Source organism: Cellulomonas gilvus ATCC 13127, assembly GCF_000218545.1.
Taxonomy (GTDB): Bacteria; Actinomycetota; Actinomycetes; order Actinomycetales; family Cellulomonadaceae; genus Cellulomonas; species Cellulomonas gilvus.
The window spans coordinates 408,764-426,165 of sequence record NC_015671.1 but is presented as its reverse complement, the minus strand read 5'-3'; the positions used below and the strand labels follow the sequence as shown (position 1 = coordinate 426,165).

Here is a 17,402-nt window from a genome sequence, read left to right as displayed (position 1 = left end):
CGCAGGGACGTCCGTCCCCCGGTCGCCGTCGCAGCGACGCTAGGCGGGCTCGGGTGGTCAGCGGTGGCGCGGCTCGGCGGCGACCGCGTACACCTTGAGCAGCTGGTCGGCGGTCGCGTCCCAGCCGAACCGCTCCGCCGATCCGCGCGCGGCCGCGGAGTACGCGGCGAGCCGGGCGCGGTCACCGAGGAGCCCTGCGAGCTCGTCGGCCCAGCGGCGCGGGTCGTGACCGCGCACCAGCACGCCCGAGACGCCGTGGTCCACGATCGTGCGCAGCCCTCCGACGGCCGCCGCGACCACGGGCACGCCCGCCGCCTGCGCCTCGGCGGCGACCAGGCCGAACGACTCGGAGCGCGACGGCATCGCGACGACGTCGGCCGCGTGGTACCACGTGGGCAGCTCGTCGCGCGTCGCGGGCGGCCGCACCAGCACCGAGTCGTCCACGCCCGCGACCTGGGCGAGCGCCGTGAGCTCACGCACCGCGGTGGACCGGCCGGAGGGACCGCCGAGCACGACGAGCAGCGGCACGGGACGGCCCGACGCCCGCAGCACGCCGAGCGCGTGCACCAGCACGTCGGGGGCCTTGAGCGCCTGCACGCGCCCCGCGAACAGCACGACGTCACGATCGGCCGGCAGGCCCAGCGCCCGACGCGCGGCCGCACGCTCGTCGGGACCGACGGGTGCGAACCGGTCGAGGTCGACGCCGGGCTCGACCACGTGCACACGTGCCGGGTCGGCGCCGTAGAGCTCGACGAGCTCGGTCGCCTCGGCGGGTGTGGACGCGACCAGTGCGTCGGACTCGGCGACCACCTGCTCCTCGCCGAGCACACGCGCCGCGGGCTCGGGGTCGTCGCCCGGTGCGAGCGACGCGTTCTTGACCCGCGCGAGCGTGTGCGCGGTGTGCACGAGCGGCACCTCCCACCGGTCGGCGGCGATGCGCCCGACCTGGCCGGACAGCCAGTAGTGCGAGTGCACCACGTCGTACCACCCCGGGCGCCGCGCGGCCTCGCACCGCAGGACACCGGCGGCCATGCCGCACAGCACGCCCGGCAGGTCGTTCTTGTCGAGCCGCTCGAACGGTCCGGCGGGCACGTGGTGCACCAGCACGGGCGGCACCGTCCCGGGAGGCGTGTCGAGCGCCGTGAGGACCTCGCGCACGCGCGCCGGGTCGGCGTCCGCGTCCAGCGGCGTCCCGTCGGCCGCGACGCCGGGCAGCACCACGGTCTCGGGCAGGTCCGAGGACGTGGCGCGCGTGAAGATCTCGACGCGGGCCCCGCGGGCCGCGAGCGCGCGCGAGAGCTCGAGCACGTACACGTTCATGCCGCCCGCGTCGCCCGTCCCGGGCTGGTCGAGCGGTGAGGTGTGCACCGAGAGCATGGCGACGCGCGGTGCGTGCGGCACGGTCACTCCTCCTCGTCGGGACAGGTTCTGCGCCCCATCATCACCCCGCGGGGGCGGTCCCGGCCGCGCGGCGCCGGACGGGAGTCACCCGGACCGGTGAACCAGCAGGTCGGCGACCACCTGCTCGACGAGCCGACCAAGCCATGGACTGACGAGGCGTGATACGGCTGGGGCATGCAGCGGACCGCCTTCATCGCGCACGTTCGTGGCAGGACGTACCGCTGGGTCGCTGTCGCCGCCGCTCTGACCGGGCTGGGACTCGCCCCCGTCCCCGCATGGCCGGCGTACGCAACTGTGACGGACCAGCTGGTACCCGTGTCGAACGCCAGGTCGTCGTCGCCGGCGGGCACGGGCCGGCACCCGGGTGCCCCGCCCGCAGGCGCTGTCGTCGACTACCAGCTGAGCTGGGGGTACAAGCCCGCGGCCGGGATCGGGGGCGTCGTCCGAGACGTCAGCGACAAGCCCGCTCCCGGGTTGTGGTCGGGCTGCTACGTCAACGGGTTCCAGACGCAGCCGGGCGATCGCACCATGTGGCTGACGAGGCATCCCGAGCTCGTGCTGCGTGACCGGTCCGGCAAGGTCGTCACCGACCCGGGCTGGCCCGACGAGATGCTGCTGGACACCAGGACGGCGACGAAGCGTGCCGCGATCGCCAAGGTCGTCGGTGCGTCCATCAGGACGTGCGCGAAGAAGGGCTTCGACGCGGTCGAGCTCGACAACCTGAACTCATGGACCCGGTCGAAGGGCCGACTGACGGCTGCGGGTGCGGTGGACCTGGCCGCCCGGTACGTCACCATCGGGCACCGTGCGGGTCTGGCCGTCGCGCAGAAGAACGGTTCCGAGCTCGGCACACGAGGTCGAGACACCGCCGGGTTCGACTTCGCGATCGCTGAGGAGTGCGTCCGGTACGACGAGTGCCGCGCGTACACGAGCGTGTACGGGACCGCGGTGCTCGACGTCGAGTACGACCGGCGTCGATGGCCGGCCGTGTGCTCGGACCGTCAGCGCCCGTCGTCGACCGTCCTGCGGGACAACGCGTTGCGCACACCCCGGCAGGCGGGGTACGTGTTCGCGGCGTGCCCGTCGAAGGTCACCACGGGACGATGAGCGGCGTTCAGTCGCTGAGGAGCTCGGTGACCACCCGCTCGGCGAGCTGACCGAGCCATGGGCTCGGGCCCCCGCCGAAGCCTCTCCCGTTCGTGCGCTCGGCGATGCGGTCGGTGATCTGCTCGAGCGTCAGGCCGGGCCGGCCGCGCAGCAACCACAGGCGGGACGTGTCCCAGCCGGGGAACCCGCACCACGCGGCGTGCTCGGCGTACAGGCGGTGGACGTCCGCGGCGTCCCGCGCCGAGAGCGGCCGCTCGCCCTGGAGGACGCCGTCGACGTACTCGGTCCAGAACAAGCTCGAGCGGTCGTGGACCCACGTGCGGTGCGTCGCCGGGAAGACCGCGGGCAGGAACATCCAGATGGGCGCCTCCGACGTGAGCTCCCAGCCCTGCTCGGTCAGCGCAACGACCTCGGGCAGCGCTTCGCGGCGCAGCAGCACGCGCGGGCCGTCGACGGACAGCGCGGAGGGCGGGTGGCTGCGCCAGGACGGGCTCACCGCCACTCAGTCCCGGGGCAGCACACAGGCCGCGGAGGGGACGGGCAGGCGGCTGCGCGCGTGGCCCGCGTCGTCCAGCACGACGAGCTCGCCCGGCTTCTCGAGCGCGACGACCACGAACGGTCCGACGACCGCGAAGTGCCGCGGCCAGTGGCCGCCGAGCGCGTGCGACCGGCCGTCGACGAGCAGGCCGTCGGACCCGATGCGCCACCGGGTCAGCACGTCGGCCCCGCGCACCGTCACCAGCACGTGGTCGCCGTCCACCAGCAGGTGCGAGGACAGGTCCCCCGCGCCGTGCCGGATCCAGTGGTCGCCCTGGCCGAGGCGGGCACGCTCGTCGTCCGTGCGGGCGTCCGCGGCCACGACCACGGCCGGGACCTGCTGAACGGGTGTCCCCGTGGCGCTCGCGGCGTCCCACGCGAGCACGTGCACCGCGCCGTCGAGCTCGCCCGAGACGTAGGCGAAGCGGCCGTCGGCGGAGAAGTCCAGGTGCCGCGGGCCGGTGCCGGGTGCGAAGGTCGCCGCGATGCCGTCGGGCGTCGCGGTGGTCCCGTCCCACGCGTAGCGCCGGACCTCGTCGGTGCCGAGGTCGACGACGAGCACGTGCCGCCCGCCGGGCGCGATCGCGACGAAGTGCGCGTGCGGCCCCTCCTGCCGGTCGGCGCGCGGGCCCGTGCCGGTGTGGCCGTGCACCTGGGGCGCGGCCTCGGCGAACGTGCCGTCGGCCTGCCGCGGCAGCACGCCCAGCGTGCCCGAGGAGTAGTTGGCGACCAGCAGCGCGTGCTCGGTGACGAGCACGTGGCACGGGTAGGCGCCGCCCGACGGGGTCTCGTGGCGCGCCGTGAGCGCGCCGGCCTCGTCGGGAGTCAGGAGCACCACGCGGCCCGCGCCGTCCTCGACGGCGGCGTACAGGCGGTCGCCGTCCGCGGCGACGAACGAGGGCGAGGCGACCACGGCCACCTGGCGCGCGTCGGCGAGCTCACCGGTCTCGTCGTCGAGGTGCACGGACCAGACGCCCTCCCCCAGGCCCACGGGGTTGCCCGCTCCGGCGACGGGGTAGGTGCCGATCCACAGCTCGCGCGAGGTCATCGGCCGAGTCTAGGGAGTCGCCCTCACGCGGGGAGCCAGTCCGCGGGGTCGGCCACCACGCGGTCGAGCACCGCGAGCGCCGCACCCGTCAGCGCGGGGATCTCTCCGGCGCGCGCGACCCGGACGGTGGGTGGCGCCCACGGCGCGGCCAGCACGTGCGTGCGCAGCGCGTCCGCGACCGGGGCGGCCAGGTGCTCCGCGAGGCGGGCGTACGTCCCGCCGAGCACCACGTCCGGCACGTCGACGGTGTTGACCACGTTGGCGAGCGCGGCGCCGAGCGCGGCCGCGGCGGCGGTGACCGCGGCGTGCGCGGCGGGCTCACCGTGTCGCAGCGCATCCGCGAGCGGCGCGACGCCCGCCTGCCGGTCCAGGCCCGCGGCGCGCAGCATCGCGTCCTGACCCGCGACCTGCTCGAGCTGGCGTCCGTCCGCGACGAGCGTGTGGCCGAGCTCGCCCGCCCAGCCGTGCCGGCCGCCGAACACGCGGCCGTCGAGCACCAGCGCGGCACCGATGCCGATCTCGCCCGAGACGTACACGAACGAGTCCGGGCCGTCGGGCCGCTGCGCGCGCGCCTCGGCCAGCGCGGCCAGGTCGGCCTCGTTGGCCAGGTGCGGCCGGTGCGCCGCGAAGGCCTGCGACGACCCCGCGAGCAGGTCCGCGACGTCGACCTCCCGCCAGCCCAGGTTCGGGGCGAGCAGGAGCGTGCCCGCGTCGCGCGCGACCAGGCCCGGCAGCGCGAGCGCGGTCCCGACGACCCGGCGGGCCGCGTCCGCGGTCGAGCGCGCCAGGACGTCGTCGGCGACCTCGCCCAGCACGCGCAGCACCGCGGCGGGATCGCTGCCGCGGTGGTCGCCCGGCACGACGGTCTCGGCGATCACGTCGCCGGTGAGGTCCAGCGTCCGCGCCGCAAGGTAGTCCACGTTGACCTCGGCGCCCAGCGCCACCAGCGTCCCGCCCGCGGGCGCCAGCGGGACGGCCGGGCGGCCCGCGCGCATCGTCGGCGTGGGCTCGAGCTCCGCGAGCAGCCCGCCGGCCACGAGCCGGTCGACGAGCGCCGAGACGGTGGCCCGCGCGAGCCCGGTGGCAGCCGCGACGTCAGCGCGGGACGGTGGAGGTCGGTGGCCGCCCGCGGCGTCCAGCACCTCACGCAGCACGAGCCCGAGGTTGAGCTCGCGCAAGGTGCCCTGCCGTGCAGCCGTCGGTCTCACGGGCTTGACCCTAGTCCGTTCCAGAGATAAATTCAGCCGTACAACAAATACCCATCCACTCGATGACGAGAGGTACCACGATGGTGCGCAAGCCCACCCCCGCCGACAAGTTCTCCTTCGGTCTGTGGACCGTCGGCTGGAACGCCCAGGACCCGTTCGGCTCCGCCACCCGCCCGTGGCTGGACCCGGTGGAGTCCGTCCACAAGCTCGCCGAGCTCGGCGCGGCCCACGTGACGTTCCACGACGACGACGTCGTCCCGTTCGGCTCCTCGGACGCCGAGCGCGAGAAGATCCTCGACCGCTTCAAGGGTGCGCTGGCCGAGACCGGCATCACCGTCGAGATGGTCACCACCAACACGTTCTCGCACCCGATCTTCAAGGACGGCGCGTTCACCTCGAACGACCGCCGCGTGCGCCGCTACGCGCTGCGCAAGATCCTGCGCAACGTCGACCTGGCCGCGTCCCTGGACGCCGACACGTTCGTCATGTGGGGCGGGCGCGAGGGCGCCGAGTACGACTCCGCCAAGGACCTGTACGCCGCGCACCAGGCCTACGCCGACGGCATCGACACCGTCGCCGCGTACATCAAGGAGAAGGGCTACAAGCTGCGCATCGCGCTCGAGCCCAAGCCCAACGAGCCCCGTGGCGACATCCTGCTCCCGACGATCGGCCACGCGCTCGGCCTCATCGCCAAGCTCGAGAACGGCGACATCGTCGGCCTCAACCCGGAGACGGGCCACGAGCAGATGGCCGGCCTGAACTACACGACGGGCCTCGCGCAGGCGCTGTGGGCCGAGAAGCTGTTCCACATCGACCTCAACGGCCAGCGCGGCATCAAGTACGACCAGGACCTGGTGTTCGGCCACGGCGACCTGTTCTCCGCGTTCGCGACCGTGGACCTCCTCGAGAACGGCTTCCCGGGCGGCGGCCCGAAGTACACCGGCCCGGTGCACTTCGACTACAAGCCCTCGCGCACCGAGGACTTCGACGGCGTGTGGGAGTCGGCGCGCGCCAACATGGCCACCTACCTCCTGCTCAAGGAGCGCGCGATCGCGTTCCGCGAGGACCCCGAGGTCAAGGAGGCCCTCGAGGCCGCCGGCGTGCTCGAGCTCGCCAAGCCCACGCTGAACGAGGGCGAGACGCTCGCCGACTTCCTCGCGGACCGCTCCGCGTTCGAGGACTTCGACGTCGAGGGCGTGGCCAAGCACGGCTTCGGCTTCGTGCGGCTCAACCAGCTCGCGCTCGAGCACGCGCTCGGCGCGCGCGGCTGACCCTGCGGACCGGACGGACAGGAGCAGACATGGCGCTCGTCGCCGGGGTCGACTCGTCGACCCAGTCCTGCAAGGTCGTGGTCCGGGACGCCGCGACCGGAGCGCTCGTGCGCTCCGGTCGCGCGTCCCACCCCGACGGAACCGAGGTCGCCCCCGCCGCCTGGTGGGATGCGCTGCAGACCGCGATCGCGGACGCGGGTGGCCTCGACGACGTGGACGCGATCAGCGTCGGCGGGCAGCAGCACGGCATGGTCACGCTCGACGAGACGGGCGAGGTGGTCCGGGACGCGCTGCTGTGGAACGACACCAGGTCCGCGCAGGCCGCGCTCGACCTGATCGACGAGCTCGGCGGGCCGCAGCAGTGGGCGGACGCGACGGGCTCGGTGCTGGTCGCCTCGCTCACCGTGACCAAGCTGCGCTGGCTGCGCGACGCCGAGCCGGCCAACGCAGCCCGCGTGGCCGCGGTCGCGCTGCCGCACGACTGGCTCACGTGGCGCCTCGCGGGCCACGGGCCGGGGTCAGGCGCGGCCGGTCTGGCCGAGCTGGTGACCGACCGGTCCGACGCGTCCGGCACGGGCTACTGGTCGCCGGCCACCGACGACTACCGGCGCGACCTGCTCGAGCTGGGCCTGGGCCACGACGCGGTGCTGCCGCGCGTGCTCGGCCCGCGCGAGGCGGGGCCCCGCTCGGCCGTCGGCGCTCGTCGTCCCGTGCTCGGCCCGGGTGCCGGGGACAACGCGGCGGCCGCGCTCGGGCTCGGGCTGCAGCCCGGTGACGTCGCGGTGTCGATCGGCACGTCGGGCGTGGTCTCCGCGATCACGTCCGCGGCCACGGCCGACGGCTCCGGCATGGTCAACGGCTTCGCCGACGCGAGCGGGTGGTTCCTGCCGCTCGCGTGCACGCTCAACGCCTCGCGCGTGCTGGACGCCACCGCGCGGATGCTCGGCGTGGACCACGCGGGCCTCTCGGAGCTCGCGCTCCAGGCACCCGCGGGCGCGGACGGCCTGGTGCTCGTGCCCTACCTCGAGGGTGAGCGCACGCCGAACAAGCCCGACGCGACCGGTGCGCTGCACGGGCTGCGTCTGGCCAACACCACGCCCGCGCACCTGGCGCGGGCGGCCGTGGAGGGCATGCTGTGCGCCCTGGCCGACGGCATCGACGCGCTGCGGGCGCAGGGCGTCGGGGTCGAGCGGCTGTTCCTCATCGGCGGCGGTGCCCGCTCCGAGGCCGTCCGGCGCATCGCGCCGAGCGTCTTCGGGCTCGACGTGCTGGTGCCGACGCCCGGCGAGTACGTCGCGGACGGCGCCGCGCGCCAGGCCGCGTGGGTACTCTCGGGTCAGGACCAGGCACCCGCGTGGAGCGCGGCCGGATCCGCCGAGACGTTCACCGCACCGGCGGCACCGCACGTGCGGGAGCAGTACGCCGCGGTGCGTGACCTGACCGCCACCCGGCCCGGCACGGTCTGAGGACACGTCCCGCCCCGGGACGACGAGCGAGGGGCCCGGCACCGCTGCGGTGTGCCGGGCCCCTCTTTCGTGCGTGCGGGATCAGTGCGCGTCGTCGTACGCCTTGCGCACCTCGGCGCTGATACGGCCACGCTCCGAGACCTCGAGCCCCTTGTCCTTGGCCCACTCGCGGATCGCCTGCGCGTCGCTGTCCCCCCGGCGACGACGCGGAGCCGAACCCGTGGCACGGCCGGCCGTGGAACGGCCGCTGACCTTGCGCGCGTGGCCGACCCACTTCGCGAACGCGTCGCGCAGCTCGGCCGCGTTCGCGGTCGTCAGGTCGATCTCGTACGTGACGCCGTCGAGGGCGAACGTGACCGTCTCGTCGGCGGTGCTGCCGTCGAGGTCGTCGACCAGCAGGACCTGGACCTTCTGAGCCATGGGGTTTCTCCGATGCGATGGGGGGCTTGTGCGGCGCGCGTCCCAGGCGTTTGCGAAGAACGTCGAACTCGCCGCGGCAAGCATCACACCAGGCGACAAATACGTCAATCCGAGACGACGGGGCCCGCATTCTTTTCCGCGTCCGCGGCCTCGCGGTCCATACGCGCGAGCGCCTGACGTTCGGTCCGGTCCGCGTTGATGATGGCGCGCATCGCGAACCAGAACAGCACACCTACGCCGATCGACGGGAGCACCGCCGCCAGAACGCCGCCCAGCCCGTTCATGAATCCTCCCGGACGCCGGTCATGCCTGCGGCTTCACCAGCGGGAACAAGATGGTGTCACGAATGCCCTGACCGGTCATCGCGATCAGCAGGCGGTCGATCCCCATGCCCATGCCGCCCGACGGCGGCATGGCGAACTCCATCGCGGTGAGGAAGTCCTCGTCGATGCGCATCGCCTCGTCGTCGCCGCGCGCCGCCAGCAGCGCCTGCGCCTCGAAGCGCTGGCGCTGCACCACGGGGTCCACGAGCTCGGAGTAGGCGGTCGCCAGCTCGAGCCCGCGCACGTACAGGTCCCACTTCTCGACCAGGCCCGGCTTGCTGCGGTGGTCACGCGTGAGCGGCGAGGTCTCCACCGGGAAGTCCCGCACGAACGTGGGCGCGTGCAGGTGCGCACCCACGTGGTGCTCCCACAGCTCCTCGACGAGCTTGCCGTGGTTGCGCTGCGCGGGTGCCAGCTCGATGTCCGCCTTCTCGAGCAGGCGCAGCAGCGTCGCGTCGTCGGTGTCGTGCGTGATGTGCTCGCCCACCGCCTCGGAGAGCGACTCGTACATCGTCAGGTGCGTCCACTGCCCGCCCAGCTCGTACGGCGAGCCGTCCGCCAACGTCACCTCGGTGGTGCCGAGCGCGTCCATCGCGGCCGTCTGGACCAGGTCCTGCGTCAGGGCCGCCATGGTGTCGTAGTCGCCGTAGGCCTCGTACGCCTCGAGCATCGCGAACTCCGGAGAATGCGTCGCGTCGACGCCCTCGTTCCGGAAGTTGCGGTTGATCTCGAACACGCGCTCCACGCCGCCGACCGCCGCGCGCTTGAGGAACAGCTCGGGCGCGATGCGCAGGAACAGCTCGATGTCGAACGCATTCATGTGCGTCTCGAACTGCCGCGCCGCCGCACCCTCGGCGCGCGTCTGCAGCATCGGGGTCTCGACCTCGAGGAATCCGCGCCGCGCGAAGTTGTCACGCAGCGAACGCACCACCGCGGCGCGCGTGCGCACCATGTCACGCGCCTTGGAGTTGACGATCAGGTCCACATAGCGCTGCCGGACCCGCGCCTCGTCGGACAGCTCGGCACCCTCGTACAGGTTGGGCAGCGGGCGGATCGACTTGGCCGCCATGCGCCACTCGTCGGCGAACACCGACAGCTCGCCGCGCTTGGACTGGATCACGCGTCCGTGGATGAACACGTGGTCACCCAGGTCCACGTCGGACTTGAACGCCGCCAGACGCTCCTCGCCCACCTCCGCGAGGCTCAGCATCGCCTGCAGACGCGTGCCGGCACCGTCCTGCAGCGTCGCGAAGCACAGCTTGCCGGTGTTGCGCAGGAAGACCACGCGGCCGGCGACGCCGACCTCGTCGTCCGTCTCCTGGCCCGGCTCGAGGTCCGGGTACGCCGCACGCACCTGCTCGATGGTGTGCGTGCGCGGCAGCGAGACGGGGTACGGCTCCGTGCCCTCGGCCAGCAGCCGCTCGCGCTTCTCGCGGCGGATGCGGATCTGCTCGGGGGTGTCGTCGGCAGGCTGCAGGGGGGCGTCCGTCACCGGGCCATCGTAGTCGGCGCAGCATTCACCCCAACGCGCCCGGCACCGAGGATCGTTGTCATCGCGACACGCACGATCGACGAGGGGAACACCATGCCCAGACCCTGGGAGCTGCTGCTCGACCAGGTGGTGCGAGAACGCTATCCACGCCTGGTCGCGCACGCGGCGCTCGTCGCAGGATCGACGAGCGAGGCGCCCGACCTGGTCCAGGAGGCGCTGGTCGCGACGTTCAAGGGCCGCGCGCGGTTCACCACGGTCGAGCAGGCCGAGGCGTACGTCCGACGCGCGATCGCGTCCCGCGCGATCGACGACGCCCGACGGCGGCGGCGCGAACGCCTCGTCGCGCAGCGCGCCGCGGCGCAGCCCGCGGCGTCGGCGGAGGACCAGGCGCAGGCCATCGGGCGCGACGTGATGCGCGCGCTCTCGGTGCTCAGCCCGCGTGAGCGCGCCTGCGTGGTGCTGCGGCAGATGGAGGACCTGTCCGTCGCGGAGACGGCCTCGGTGCTCAACCTCAGCGAGGGCTCCGTCAAGCGCTACACGTCCGACGGCCTCGCGCGGCTCGCGCAGATCCTCGGCACCCACCCCCACGTCGACGAGACGGTCCCCGTCCGCGCGACGACCACCCGGCACGCCACGGAGGGCGCACGATGAACGACCTCGACCAGCTCCTGACCGGCGCGCGCGACGCGATCGCGGACGCGACCGGCCCCCTCGACGAGCGCACGCTGTCCCGTGTGCGCGGCACGGTCCGCCGTGCCCGCATCCAGCGGCACGCCGTGACGTCCGTGGGCGCGGCCGCCTGCGCCGGTGTGCTCGGCACGGGCGTCTGGTACGGGATCGGCCAGCTCGAGCCGACCCCCACGCCCCCGGCGCACAGCCCCTCGCAGACCCTGCCGAGCCCCGCACCGTCGTCGGACCCCACCACACCCGCGGCCCCGGTGACCCCGGCCGAGCGCGCGAAGTCGATCGACGACGCGACCGTCATCGAGCGGCTCTCGGCGCCCCGCACGGGCGAGACCTGGACCGCACCCGTGCTCGACGACGCCGTGGCGTCCTCGCTGCTGCCCGCCGACCGGCTGGACACGTGGTCGGTGTACCGCGTGGGCGAGCGCGGCGGCGCGACCCTGTACCTGGCCACCGAGGACGTCACCACCGCGATCGAGACGCCGACGTTCCTGCGCGCCGGCGCGCTCATGTACGAGGTCGACGACGACGGCGCCCGCCTGGTCACGTGCCCCAGCGCGCGGACCGGCGACCCGTGCGTCGACGCCGCGACCGACGTCGCCGCGGGCGTCACGGTCGACGAGGACACGTTCTACGACACGCTCACGCTGCCGTCGAGCGTCGACCTCGGCGAGGGCTGGAAGGTCTCCACCGACGCGACGCGCGAGTCCGACTGGTTCAGCCCGTACGGCGTTCCGGTGGGCCTCACGGAGCAGCCGGTCGCCAGCATCGCGACCGTCGGCTCGCTGACCTTCGCGGGTGCGCCCGTGGCCGCGCCGGGCGCCACCGGCCTGGTCGAGGGCCTGAGCTCCGCCGCATACGCCTGGCGCCTGCCGTTCGGCTCGTACGTGCAGCTCGACTCGCAGGACGTGCCCGGCACGTCGTTCGACGACATCACGTGGGACGACGGCGTGAGCCGGACCGACGAGTGGCGGACCTGGACCGCGGGCGCCGGCGCGCTCTCCTGCATGGACGCGCAGTTCTCGCTCGAGGACTCGCACGACCCCGCCGACTGGCGGCGCGTCGGGACCACGGCCGACGGCCTGCCCGTGATGGCGCCCGTCGCGGGCGGCAACGACCTGTCCCGCACCGTGCGGCAGCACATGCTCGACAAGTCCTGGACGATGAACGAGGGCTCCGAGGTGCACGGCCTCGACGCCGGCTACCCGTACGCGACCGACGACGCGTTCCTCGAGGCGCAGGCGCTCATCGCCGTCCAGGCGCCCGACGGCACCTGGCACGTGCGGCTGCGGGCCGACGCGCTCAACGTCGTCTTCGAGTGCGCCTGACCGACGCACCACTCGGCGACCGCCCGTCACCCGCTCCAGGGTGGCGGGCGGTCCTCGTCCCGGGGGGGCAGCGGGGTCTGGGTGGACCTCGTCACGCCAGGCGTGACCATCTCCACCCACAACGGCGCGCGTACCGGCAGGGGCGCGGCGGGCGTCGTCCCCGGGGGCGGCAGCGAGGTGTGGGTGGACTTCGTCACGCCAGGCGTGACCATCCCCACCCACAACGGCGCGCGGACCGTCCGGTGGTCAGAGGGCGCCGAGGGTGGATGCCCTAGCTGTTGTGGCTCATGAGGTTGGTGACGCGGCTGGGGGTGTGAGGGAGGGGTAGGCCCCGGCGGCAGGATGGAAGTGCGACCAACCAACTGCTGCGCGAAGGACCTACCCCTCGATGAGCCACGCTAACGCCCCGTTCACCCCCGAAGGGCGGCTGCGGCTCGTGCGCCGCTGCGCCCACCGACCGATCGCTCACGTCGCTGCCGAGGCGGGCATCTCTCGGCAGTGCCTGTCGAAGTGGAAGGCCCGGTTCGACGAGTTGGGCGAGGTCGGGCTGGCCGACCGGGCGAGTGTCCCTCACGCGTCCCCGACCCAGCTCGAGCCCGACCTGGTCGCGTTGATCGAGACGTGGCGCCGGGAGCACAAGTGGTCGGCCCGGGCGATCCACCTCGAGCTGGTCCGCCGCGGGCACCAGGTCTCGGTCGCGACCGTCGGGCGGTGGCTGGTCCGCCTGGGCATCAGCCGGCGCCGCGACATCGACCCCGACGGGTCGATGAACCGCACCGCGGGCCGCATCACCGCCCGCTACCCCGGTCACATGGTCCATCTGGACGTCAAGAAGGTCGGGCGCATCCCCGATGGCGGCGGCTGGCGCGCTCACGGGCGCGGCTCAGCGGCGGACAAGGCCGCCCAGCGGGCCAAGACCAAGGGCGCCCGCGCCGGCTACGTCTACCTGCACTCCGCCGTCGACGGCTTCTCCCGACTGGCCTACACCGAGCACCTGCCCGACGAGAAGGCAGCGACCACGATCGGGTTCTTCTGCCGGGCACGGGCGTTCTTCGCCGCCCACGGCATCAACCGGCTGGTCCGGGTGGTCACCGACAACGGCGCGAACTACACCGCCAAGGCGTTCACCCGGACGGTGACCGCGTTCGCCTCGCGTCACCAGCGGATCCGTCCGCACACTCCCCGGCACAACGGCAAGGTCGAGAGATACAACCGGATCCTGGCCGAGGAACTCCTCTACGCCCGCATCTGGACCTCCGAGGCCGAGCGGGCCGCAGCGATCAAGATCTGGAACGTCCACTACAACTACCATCGCTGCCACACCGCCGCCGGCAACCAGCCCCCGGCCTCACGCCTCCACGCAGGCGTCACCAACCTCATGAGCCGGAACACCTAGCATCCGGGCGTGGCGCCAACTCGCTCCGTGATGCGTGGACTGTTCCCGGTCTCTGAACCCGTGCTCGCCGTCGTCGAGACGTCGACGGGCCCGCCGCCTCGACGCCAGGTCCTGCGCGCGTGGTGCGCTCGCGAGCCGCGGATGCGGGAGACCGACGTGGCCGTGCTCCAGACGGACTTCGCCACGCCCACACTGGCGCCGGGCGGCCGGTCGCTCCTGTTCATGCGGCAGCGGTCCGTCGAAGACCGGGCGCATGAGGGTGTGTTCCGGCTCGACCTCGCCAGCGGACGCATCGACCACAGCGGCTTCCGTTTCCGCCCACGGTCGTCCTGGACCGGACCACAGGTGGCGTACGGCCTATCGCCCGACGGGTCGCGGGCCCTGATCTGCGAGTCGTGGGTCGATCGGACGGTCGACGACCGTCGGGGCGTCTCGGCTGAGCGCCTCACGCTCACGCTGGCCACGTTCGACGGATCGGACCCGCGCGAGCTGATGACGCTGCACGGGGTCTCCCACTGGCTGCACTCCGATCAGGTGAGCGTGCAGTTCTCGCCCGACGGACGTCTTGCGGCACTGTCCGTCACCGCCGCCCACGTCGTGGAGGATCTGCCGTCCTGGGACGTTCGCCCACGTCCCGTCTGGGGCTGGACGCGGCGCGTGATGGTGCTCGACACGAGCACGTGGGAGACGAAGCACGTGTACGAACGCGGCAGCAACCTGGCGGGTCCCGCCGCTTGGGGGCCCGCCAGCGATCGGCTGCTCCTCGAGACTGAACTCGGGGTGACCGTCCAGCACTTGGAGGGCGCCGCCGACATGGTCAAGACCTTGCCGCTCGAGAGCAGCGAGAACGACCAGTCGCGCCTGCTCGGGATGCTCGACGAGGAGCGCGTGCTGTACTTCGACGTGCGCCGGAGGCAGGCGAGCATCGACAGCATCCGGATCAGCGACGGCGAACGCACACGCCTGCGCCAGTGGCCCGCGGCCGTCCCACCACGGATCGCCACCGCCCCCCTCGCCGCCGAGCTCTGGGACTGACGCTCAGGCGCGCAGGTCGAGGGCCAGGTCGAGGATCGGGGAGGAGTGCGTGAGGCCGCCGACCGAGAGGTGGTCGACGCCCGTGGACGCGACCTCGCGCGCGCGGTCGAGCGTGAGGTTGCCCGTGGCCTCGAGCTCGGTGGCGGGCGCGACGGCGCGGACCGCGGCGACGACGTCGCTCAGGACGGGCGTGGGCATGTTGTCGAGCAGCAGGAAGTCGGCGCCTGCGGCGACGGCCTCGAGCGCCTGGTCGCGCGTGTCCGCCTCGACCTGGATCGGCACACCGGGGAAGCGGGTGCGCACGGCCTCGATCGCAGCGGTGACCGACCCGGCCGCCGCGACGTGGTTGTCCTTGACCATCGCGACGTCGTACAGGCCCATGCGCTTGTTGGTGCCGCCGCCGCAGCGCACCGCGTACTTCTCGAGCGCGCGCAGGCCGGGCGTGGTCTTGCGGGTGTCGAGCACCCGGGCACTCGTGCCGACCAGCGCGTCGGCCCAGCGGCGCGTGTGCGTGGCGACGCCCGAGGCGCGCGACGCGAGGTTGAGCAACGTGCGCTCGGCCACCAGCAGCAGCTGCACCGGACCGGTGAGCTCGGCCAGCACGTCACCACGCGTGACGCGCGTGCCGTCGGGCACGTGCACGACGAGCGTCGCGGGTGCCAGGTCCAGGCGCTCGGCCACCTGCCGCAGCACCTCGGGGACGACGACGAGGCCCGCGACCACCCCGTCCGCGCGCGCGACCAGGTCGGCCGTGCCCGTGGTGGTCGGCGCGATGGTGGCCTGCGACGTCACGTCCCGGCCGGGCGCGGGGCCCAGGTCCTCGTCGAGCGCGATCCCGACGAGCCGTCGGACCGCCGCGGGGTCGGGTCCGGGGTCGCCGGGCAGCACGCCGGTGGTGGTCGTCATGGGGTCGTCCTCGGTCTCGGGCCGGCGTCAGCCGATCGGGGTGGGCGTGAGCTCGAGCCGGCCGTCGCCGTCGAGCCGTGCGGCCAGGCGCAGGCGCCAGCGCTCGTCGGGCTCGGGGAAGTCGCTGCGCGCATGCCCGCCCCGGCTCTCCTCCCGGGCCAGCGCGGTGGCCGTCAGGACGCTCGCGACCTGGTGCACGTTCGTCGTCTCCCACTCGGCCACCTGCGGCACGGCCAGCAGGCGGCCGTCGTCGTGCCGGGTGTGCGCATCCGTGGGGACGAGGGCCAGGCCCGCGGCGGCGCGGCGCAGGCCGTCGGCCGAGCGCAGGACGCCAGGGCCGTCGGTCGCGAGGCGCTGCACGCGGGACCGCGCGGCGGCGGCCACGAGCGCCTCGCTGCCCGGCCGCGTCACGGGGTCGGCGTGGCGCAGCACGCCCGAGGCGACCTGGTCGGCGATGTGCCGCGCGGCGCGGTGCGCGAACACGAGCCCCTCGAGCAGCGAGTTCGACGCGAGCCGGTTCGCGCCGTGCACGCCCGTGCACGCCACCTCGCCCGTCGCGTACAGGCCGCGCAGCGACGTGCGGCCGACGAGGTCCGTGACCACGCCACCCGAGTGGTAGTGCTGCGCGGGCGCGACGGGCACCAGGTCGGTGGTGAGGTCGATGCCGTGCTCGAGCAGGCGCTCGTTGATCGTCGGGAAGCGGCGGCGCAGGAAGTCCGCACCCAGGTGCCGCGCGTCGAGCCACACGTGGTCGGACCCGGTCGCGGCCATCTGCCGCACGATCGCGTGCGCGACCACGTCCCGCGGCGCGAGCTCGGCCATGGGGTGCACGTCCGGCATGAACCGCACACCGTCGGTGTCCACGAGCAGCGCACCCTCGCCGCGCACGGCCTCCGAGACCAGCGTGAGCTGGCCCTTCACGCCGGATCCGAGCCACAGCACCGTGGGGTGGAACTGCACGAACTCGACGTCGCCCAGCACCGCGCCCGCGCGCAGCGCCGCCGCGATGCCGTCACCCGTGGCCAGCGGCGGGTTGGTCGACGAGCGGAACACCTGCCCGATCCCGCCCGTCGCGAACACCACGGCCTTGCTCAGCGCCGCGCCCACGCCGTCGCGCTGACCCTCGCCGATCACGTGCAGCGTCACGCCGCACACCGCACCCGGCCGGCCGTCGGGGCCTGCGGGACCGGTCAGCACGTCCAGCACCAGCGCGTGCTCGATGACCTCGATGCCCGGGTCGTCCCGTACGGCCTCGATCTGCGCGACCAGCGCGCGGGAGATCTCCGCACCCGTCGCGTCGCCGCCCGCGTGTGCGATCCGGTCCGCGTGGTGCCCGCCCTCGCGCGTGAGCGAGATCTGGCCGTCGGGCGCCGTGTCGAACACCGCGCCGCGCGCCACCAGCTCACGCACCCGCGCCGGGCCCTCGGTGACCAGCACCTCGACCGCGCGCGGGTCGCACAGGCCGCCGCCGGCCACGAGCGTGTCCGCCAGGTGCGCCTCCGGGGAGTCCTCCGGGTCCAGCGCCGCCGCGATACCGCCCTGCGCCCAGACCGTCGAGCCCGAGGCCAGGAGGTCCTTGGTCACCAGCAGCACGCGGGGCACCCGCGTGCGCAGCTCGAGCGCGGCCGTCAGGCCCGCGATGCCCGAGCCGACGACGACCGCGTCGACCTCGACCGTCCACCCCGGTGCGGGCGCGGCCAGGCGCGTCGCGAGCACCGGCGCGGTCGTGACGTCGTCCGGGAGCGGGACGCTCGGCGTCGTGACGGGCGCCGTCACCGGG

General features: G+C 73.8%; 16 protein-coding genes. 7 read left to right on the top strand and 9 right to left on the bottom strand.

All coding sequences use genetic code 11. The annotated features are described in order from the left end of the window. Window positions 1-57: 57 nt before the first annotated feature. Window positions 58-1,407, bottom strand: coding sequence for a glycosyltransferase (locus CELGI_RS01945; protein ID WP_407636808.1), 1,350 nt, complete (start codon window positions 1,405-1,407; stop codon window positions 58-60). Window positions 1,408-1,575: 168 nt separating this feature from the next. On the opposite strand from CELGI_RS01945, the gene CELGI_RS01940 reads away from it, so the two are divergent. Next, window positions 1,576-2,508, top strand: coding sequence for an endo alpha-1,4 polygalactosaminidase (locus CELGI_RS01940; RefSeq protein ID WP_013882429.1), 933 nt, complete (start codon window positions 1,576-1,578; stop codon window positions 2,506-2,508). 7 nt (window positions 2,509-2,515) lie between these two features. Here CELGI_RS01940 and CELGI_RS01935 read toward each other — a convergent pair whose 3' ends face one another. From CELGI_RS01935 to CELGI_RS01925, 3 genes are read right to left on the bottom strand one after another with little or no spacing between them, the layout of a single operon-like run. After that, window positions 2,516-3,004: a hypothetical protein gene (locus CELGI_RS01935; RefSeq protein WP_013882428.1), complete on the bottom strand. Its 489-nt coding sequence runs from the start codon at window positions 3,002-3,004 to the stop codon at window positions 2,516-2,518. A 6-nt stretch (window positions 3,005-3,010) separates the two neighbouring features. After that, complete coding sequence (locus CELGI_RS01930; RefSeq protein ID WP_013882427.1) at window positions 3,011-4,093, bottom strand: lactonase family protein; 1,083 nt, start codon at window positions 4,091-4,093, stop codon at window positions 3,011-3,013. 23 nt (window positions 4,094-4,116) lie between these two features. After that, window positions 4,117-5,301, bottom strand: coding sequence for an ROK family transcriptional regulator (locus CELGI_RS01925; protein ID WP_013882426.1), 1,185 nt, complete (start codon window positions 5,299-5,301; stop codon window positions 4,117-4,119). Window positions 5,302-5,381: 80 nt separating this feature from the next. Here CELGI_RS01925 and xylA point away from each other — a divergent pair, with 80 nt between their 5' ends. Both xylA and xylB read left to right on the top strand, forming a co-directional pair. After that, entirely contained in the window at window positions 5,382-6,572 is a 1,191-nt protein-coding gene (gene xylA, locus CELGI_RS01920; RefSeq protein WP_013882425.1) for a xylose isomerase, read from the top strand. Window positions 6,573-6,601: 29 nt separating this feature from the next. After that, a complete protein-coding gene (gene xylB / locus CELGI_RS01915) occupies window positions 6,602-8,038 on the top strand; it encodes a xylulokinase (protein ID WP_013882424.1) in 1,437 nt (478 codons plus the stop codon). Between the two features lie 81 nt (window positions 8,039-8,119). On the opposite strand, the gene CELGI_RS01910 is transcribed toward xylB, so the two are convergent. From CELGI_RS01910 to lysS, 3 genes are all read right to left on the bottom strand, one after another. Then, window positions 8,120-8,458 (bottom strand): histone-like nucleoid-structuring protein Lsr2, encoded by a 339-nt coding sequence (locus CELGI_RS01910; protein WP_013882423.1) that lies wholly within the window; start codon window positions 8,456-8,458, stop codon window positions 8,120-8,122. Window positions 8,459-8,562: 104 nt separating this feature from the next. Next, window positions 8,563-8,742, bottom strand: a complete 180-nt coding sequence (locus tag CELGI_RS01905; RefSeq protein WP_013882422.1) for a hypothetical protein — start codon at window positions 8,740-8,742, stop codon at window positions 8,563-8,565. Between the two features lie 19 nt (window positions 8,743-8,761). Next, window positions 8,762-10,273 carry a lysine--tRNA ligase gene (gene lysS / locus CELGI_RS01900; protein WP_013882421.1) on the bottom strand — a complete coding sequence of 504 codons (1,512 nt, stop codon included), beginning with the start codon at window positions 10,271-10,273 and terminating at the stop codon, window positions 8,762-8,764. 93 nt (window positions 10,274-10,366) lie between these two features. Between lysS and CELGI_RS01895 the strand changes: the two genes are divergently transcribed. The 4 genes from CELGI_RS01895 to CELGI_RS01880 all read left to right on the top strand — a co-directional run bounded on the left by CELGI_RS01895 (window position 10,367) and on the right by CELGI_RS01880 (window position 14,716). Beyond that, window positions 10,367-10,924 (top strand): sigma-70 family RNA polymerase sigma factor, encoded by a 558-nt coding sequence (locus CELGI_RS01895; protein WP_013882420.1) that lies wholly within the window; start codon window positions 10,367-10,369, stop codon window positions 10,922-10,924. Continuing rightward, entirely contained in the window at window positions 10,921-12,285 is a 1,365-nt protein-coding gene (locus CELGI_RS01890; RefSeq protein WP_013882419.1) for a hypothetical protein, read from the top strand. Before CELGI_RS01895 ends, CELGI_RS01890 begins: the two co-directional genes overlap by 4 nt. A gap of 388 nt (window positions 12,286-12,673) precedes the next feature. Then, the gene (locus CELGI_RS01885) at window positions 12,674-13,681 is read left to right on the top strand and encodes an IS481 family transposase (RefSeq protein WP_013882418.1); all 1,008 of its coding nucleotides are present in this window, start codon (window positions 12,674-12,676) and stop codon (window positions 13,679-13,681) included. Between the two features lie 60 nt (window positions 13,682-13,741). After that, the gene (locus CELGI_RS01880) at window positions 13,742-14,716 is read left to right on the top strand and encodes a hypothetical protein (protein WP_041574060.1); all 975 of its coding nucleotides are present in this window, start codon (window positions 13,742-13,744) and stop codon (window positions 14,714-14,716) included. A gap of 3 nt (window positions 14,717-14,719) precedes the next feature. Here the strand turns inward: CELGI_RS01880 and nadC are convergent, their stop codons facing one another. Continuing rightward, the gene (gene nadC / locus CELGI_RS01875) at window positions 14,720-15,622 is read right to left on the bottom strand and encodes a carboxylating nicotinate-nucleotide diphosphorylase (RefSeq protein ID WP_013882416.1); all 903 of its coding nucleotides are present in this window, start codon (window positions 15,620-15,622) and stop codon (window positions 14,720-14,722) included. A gap of 27 nt (window positions 15,623-15,649) precedes the next feature. Further along, a complete protein-coding gene (locus tag CELGI_RS01870; RefSeq protein WP_013882415.1) occupies window positions 15,650-17,398 on the bottom strand; it encodes an L-aspartate oxidase in 1,749 nt (582 codons plus the stop codon). Between the last annotated feature and the right edge of the window lie 4 nt (window positions 17,399-17,402).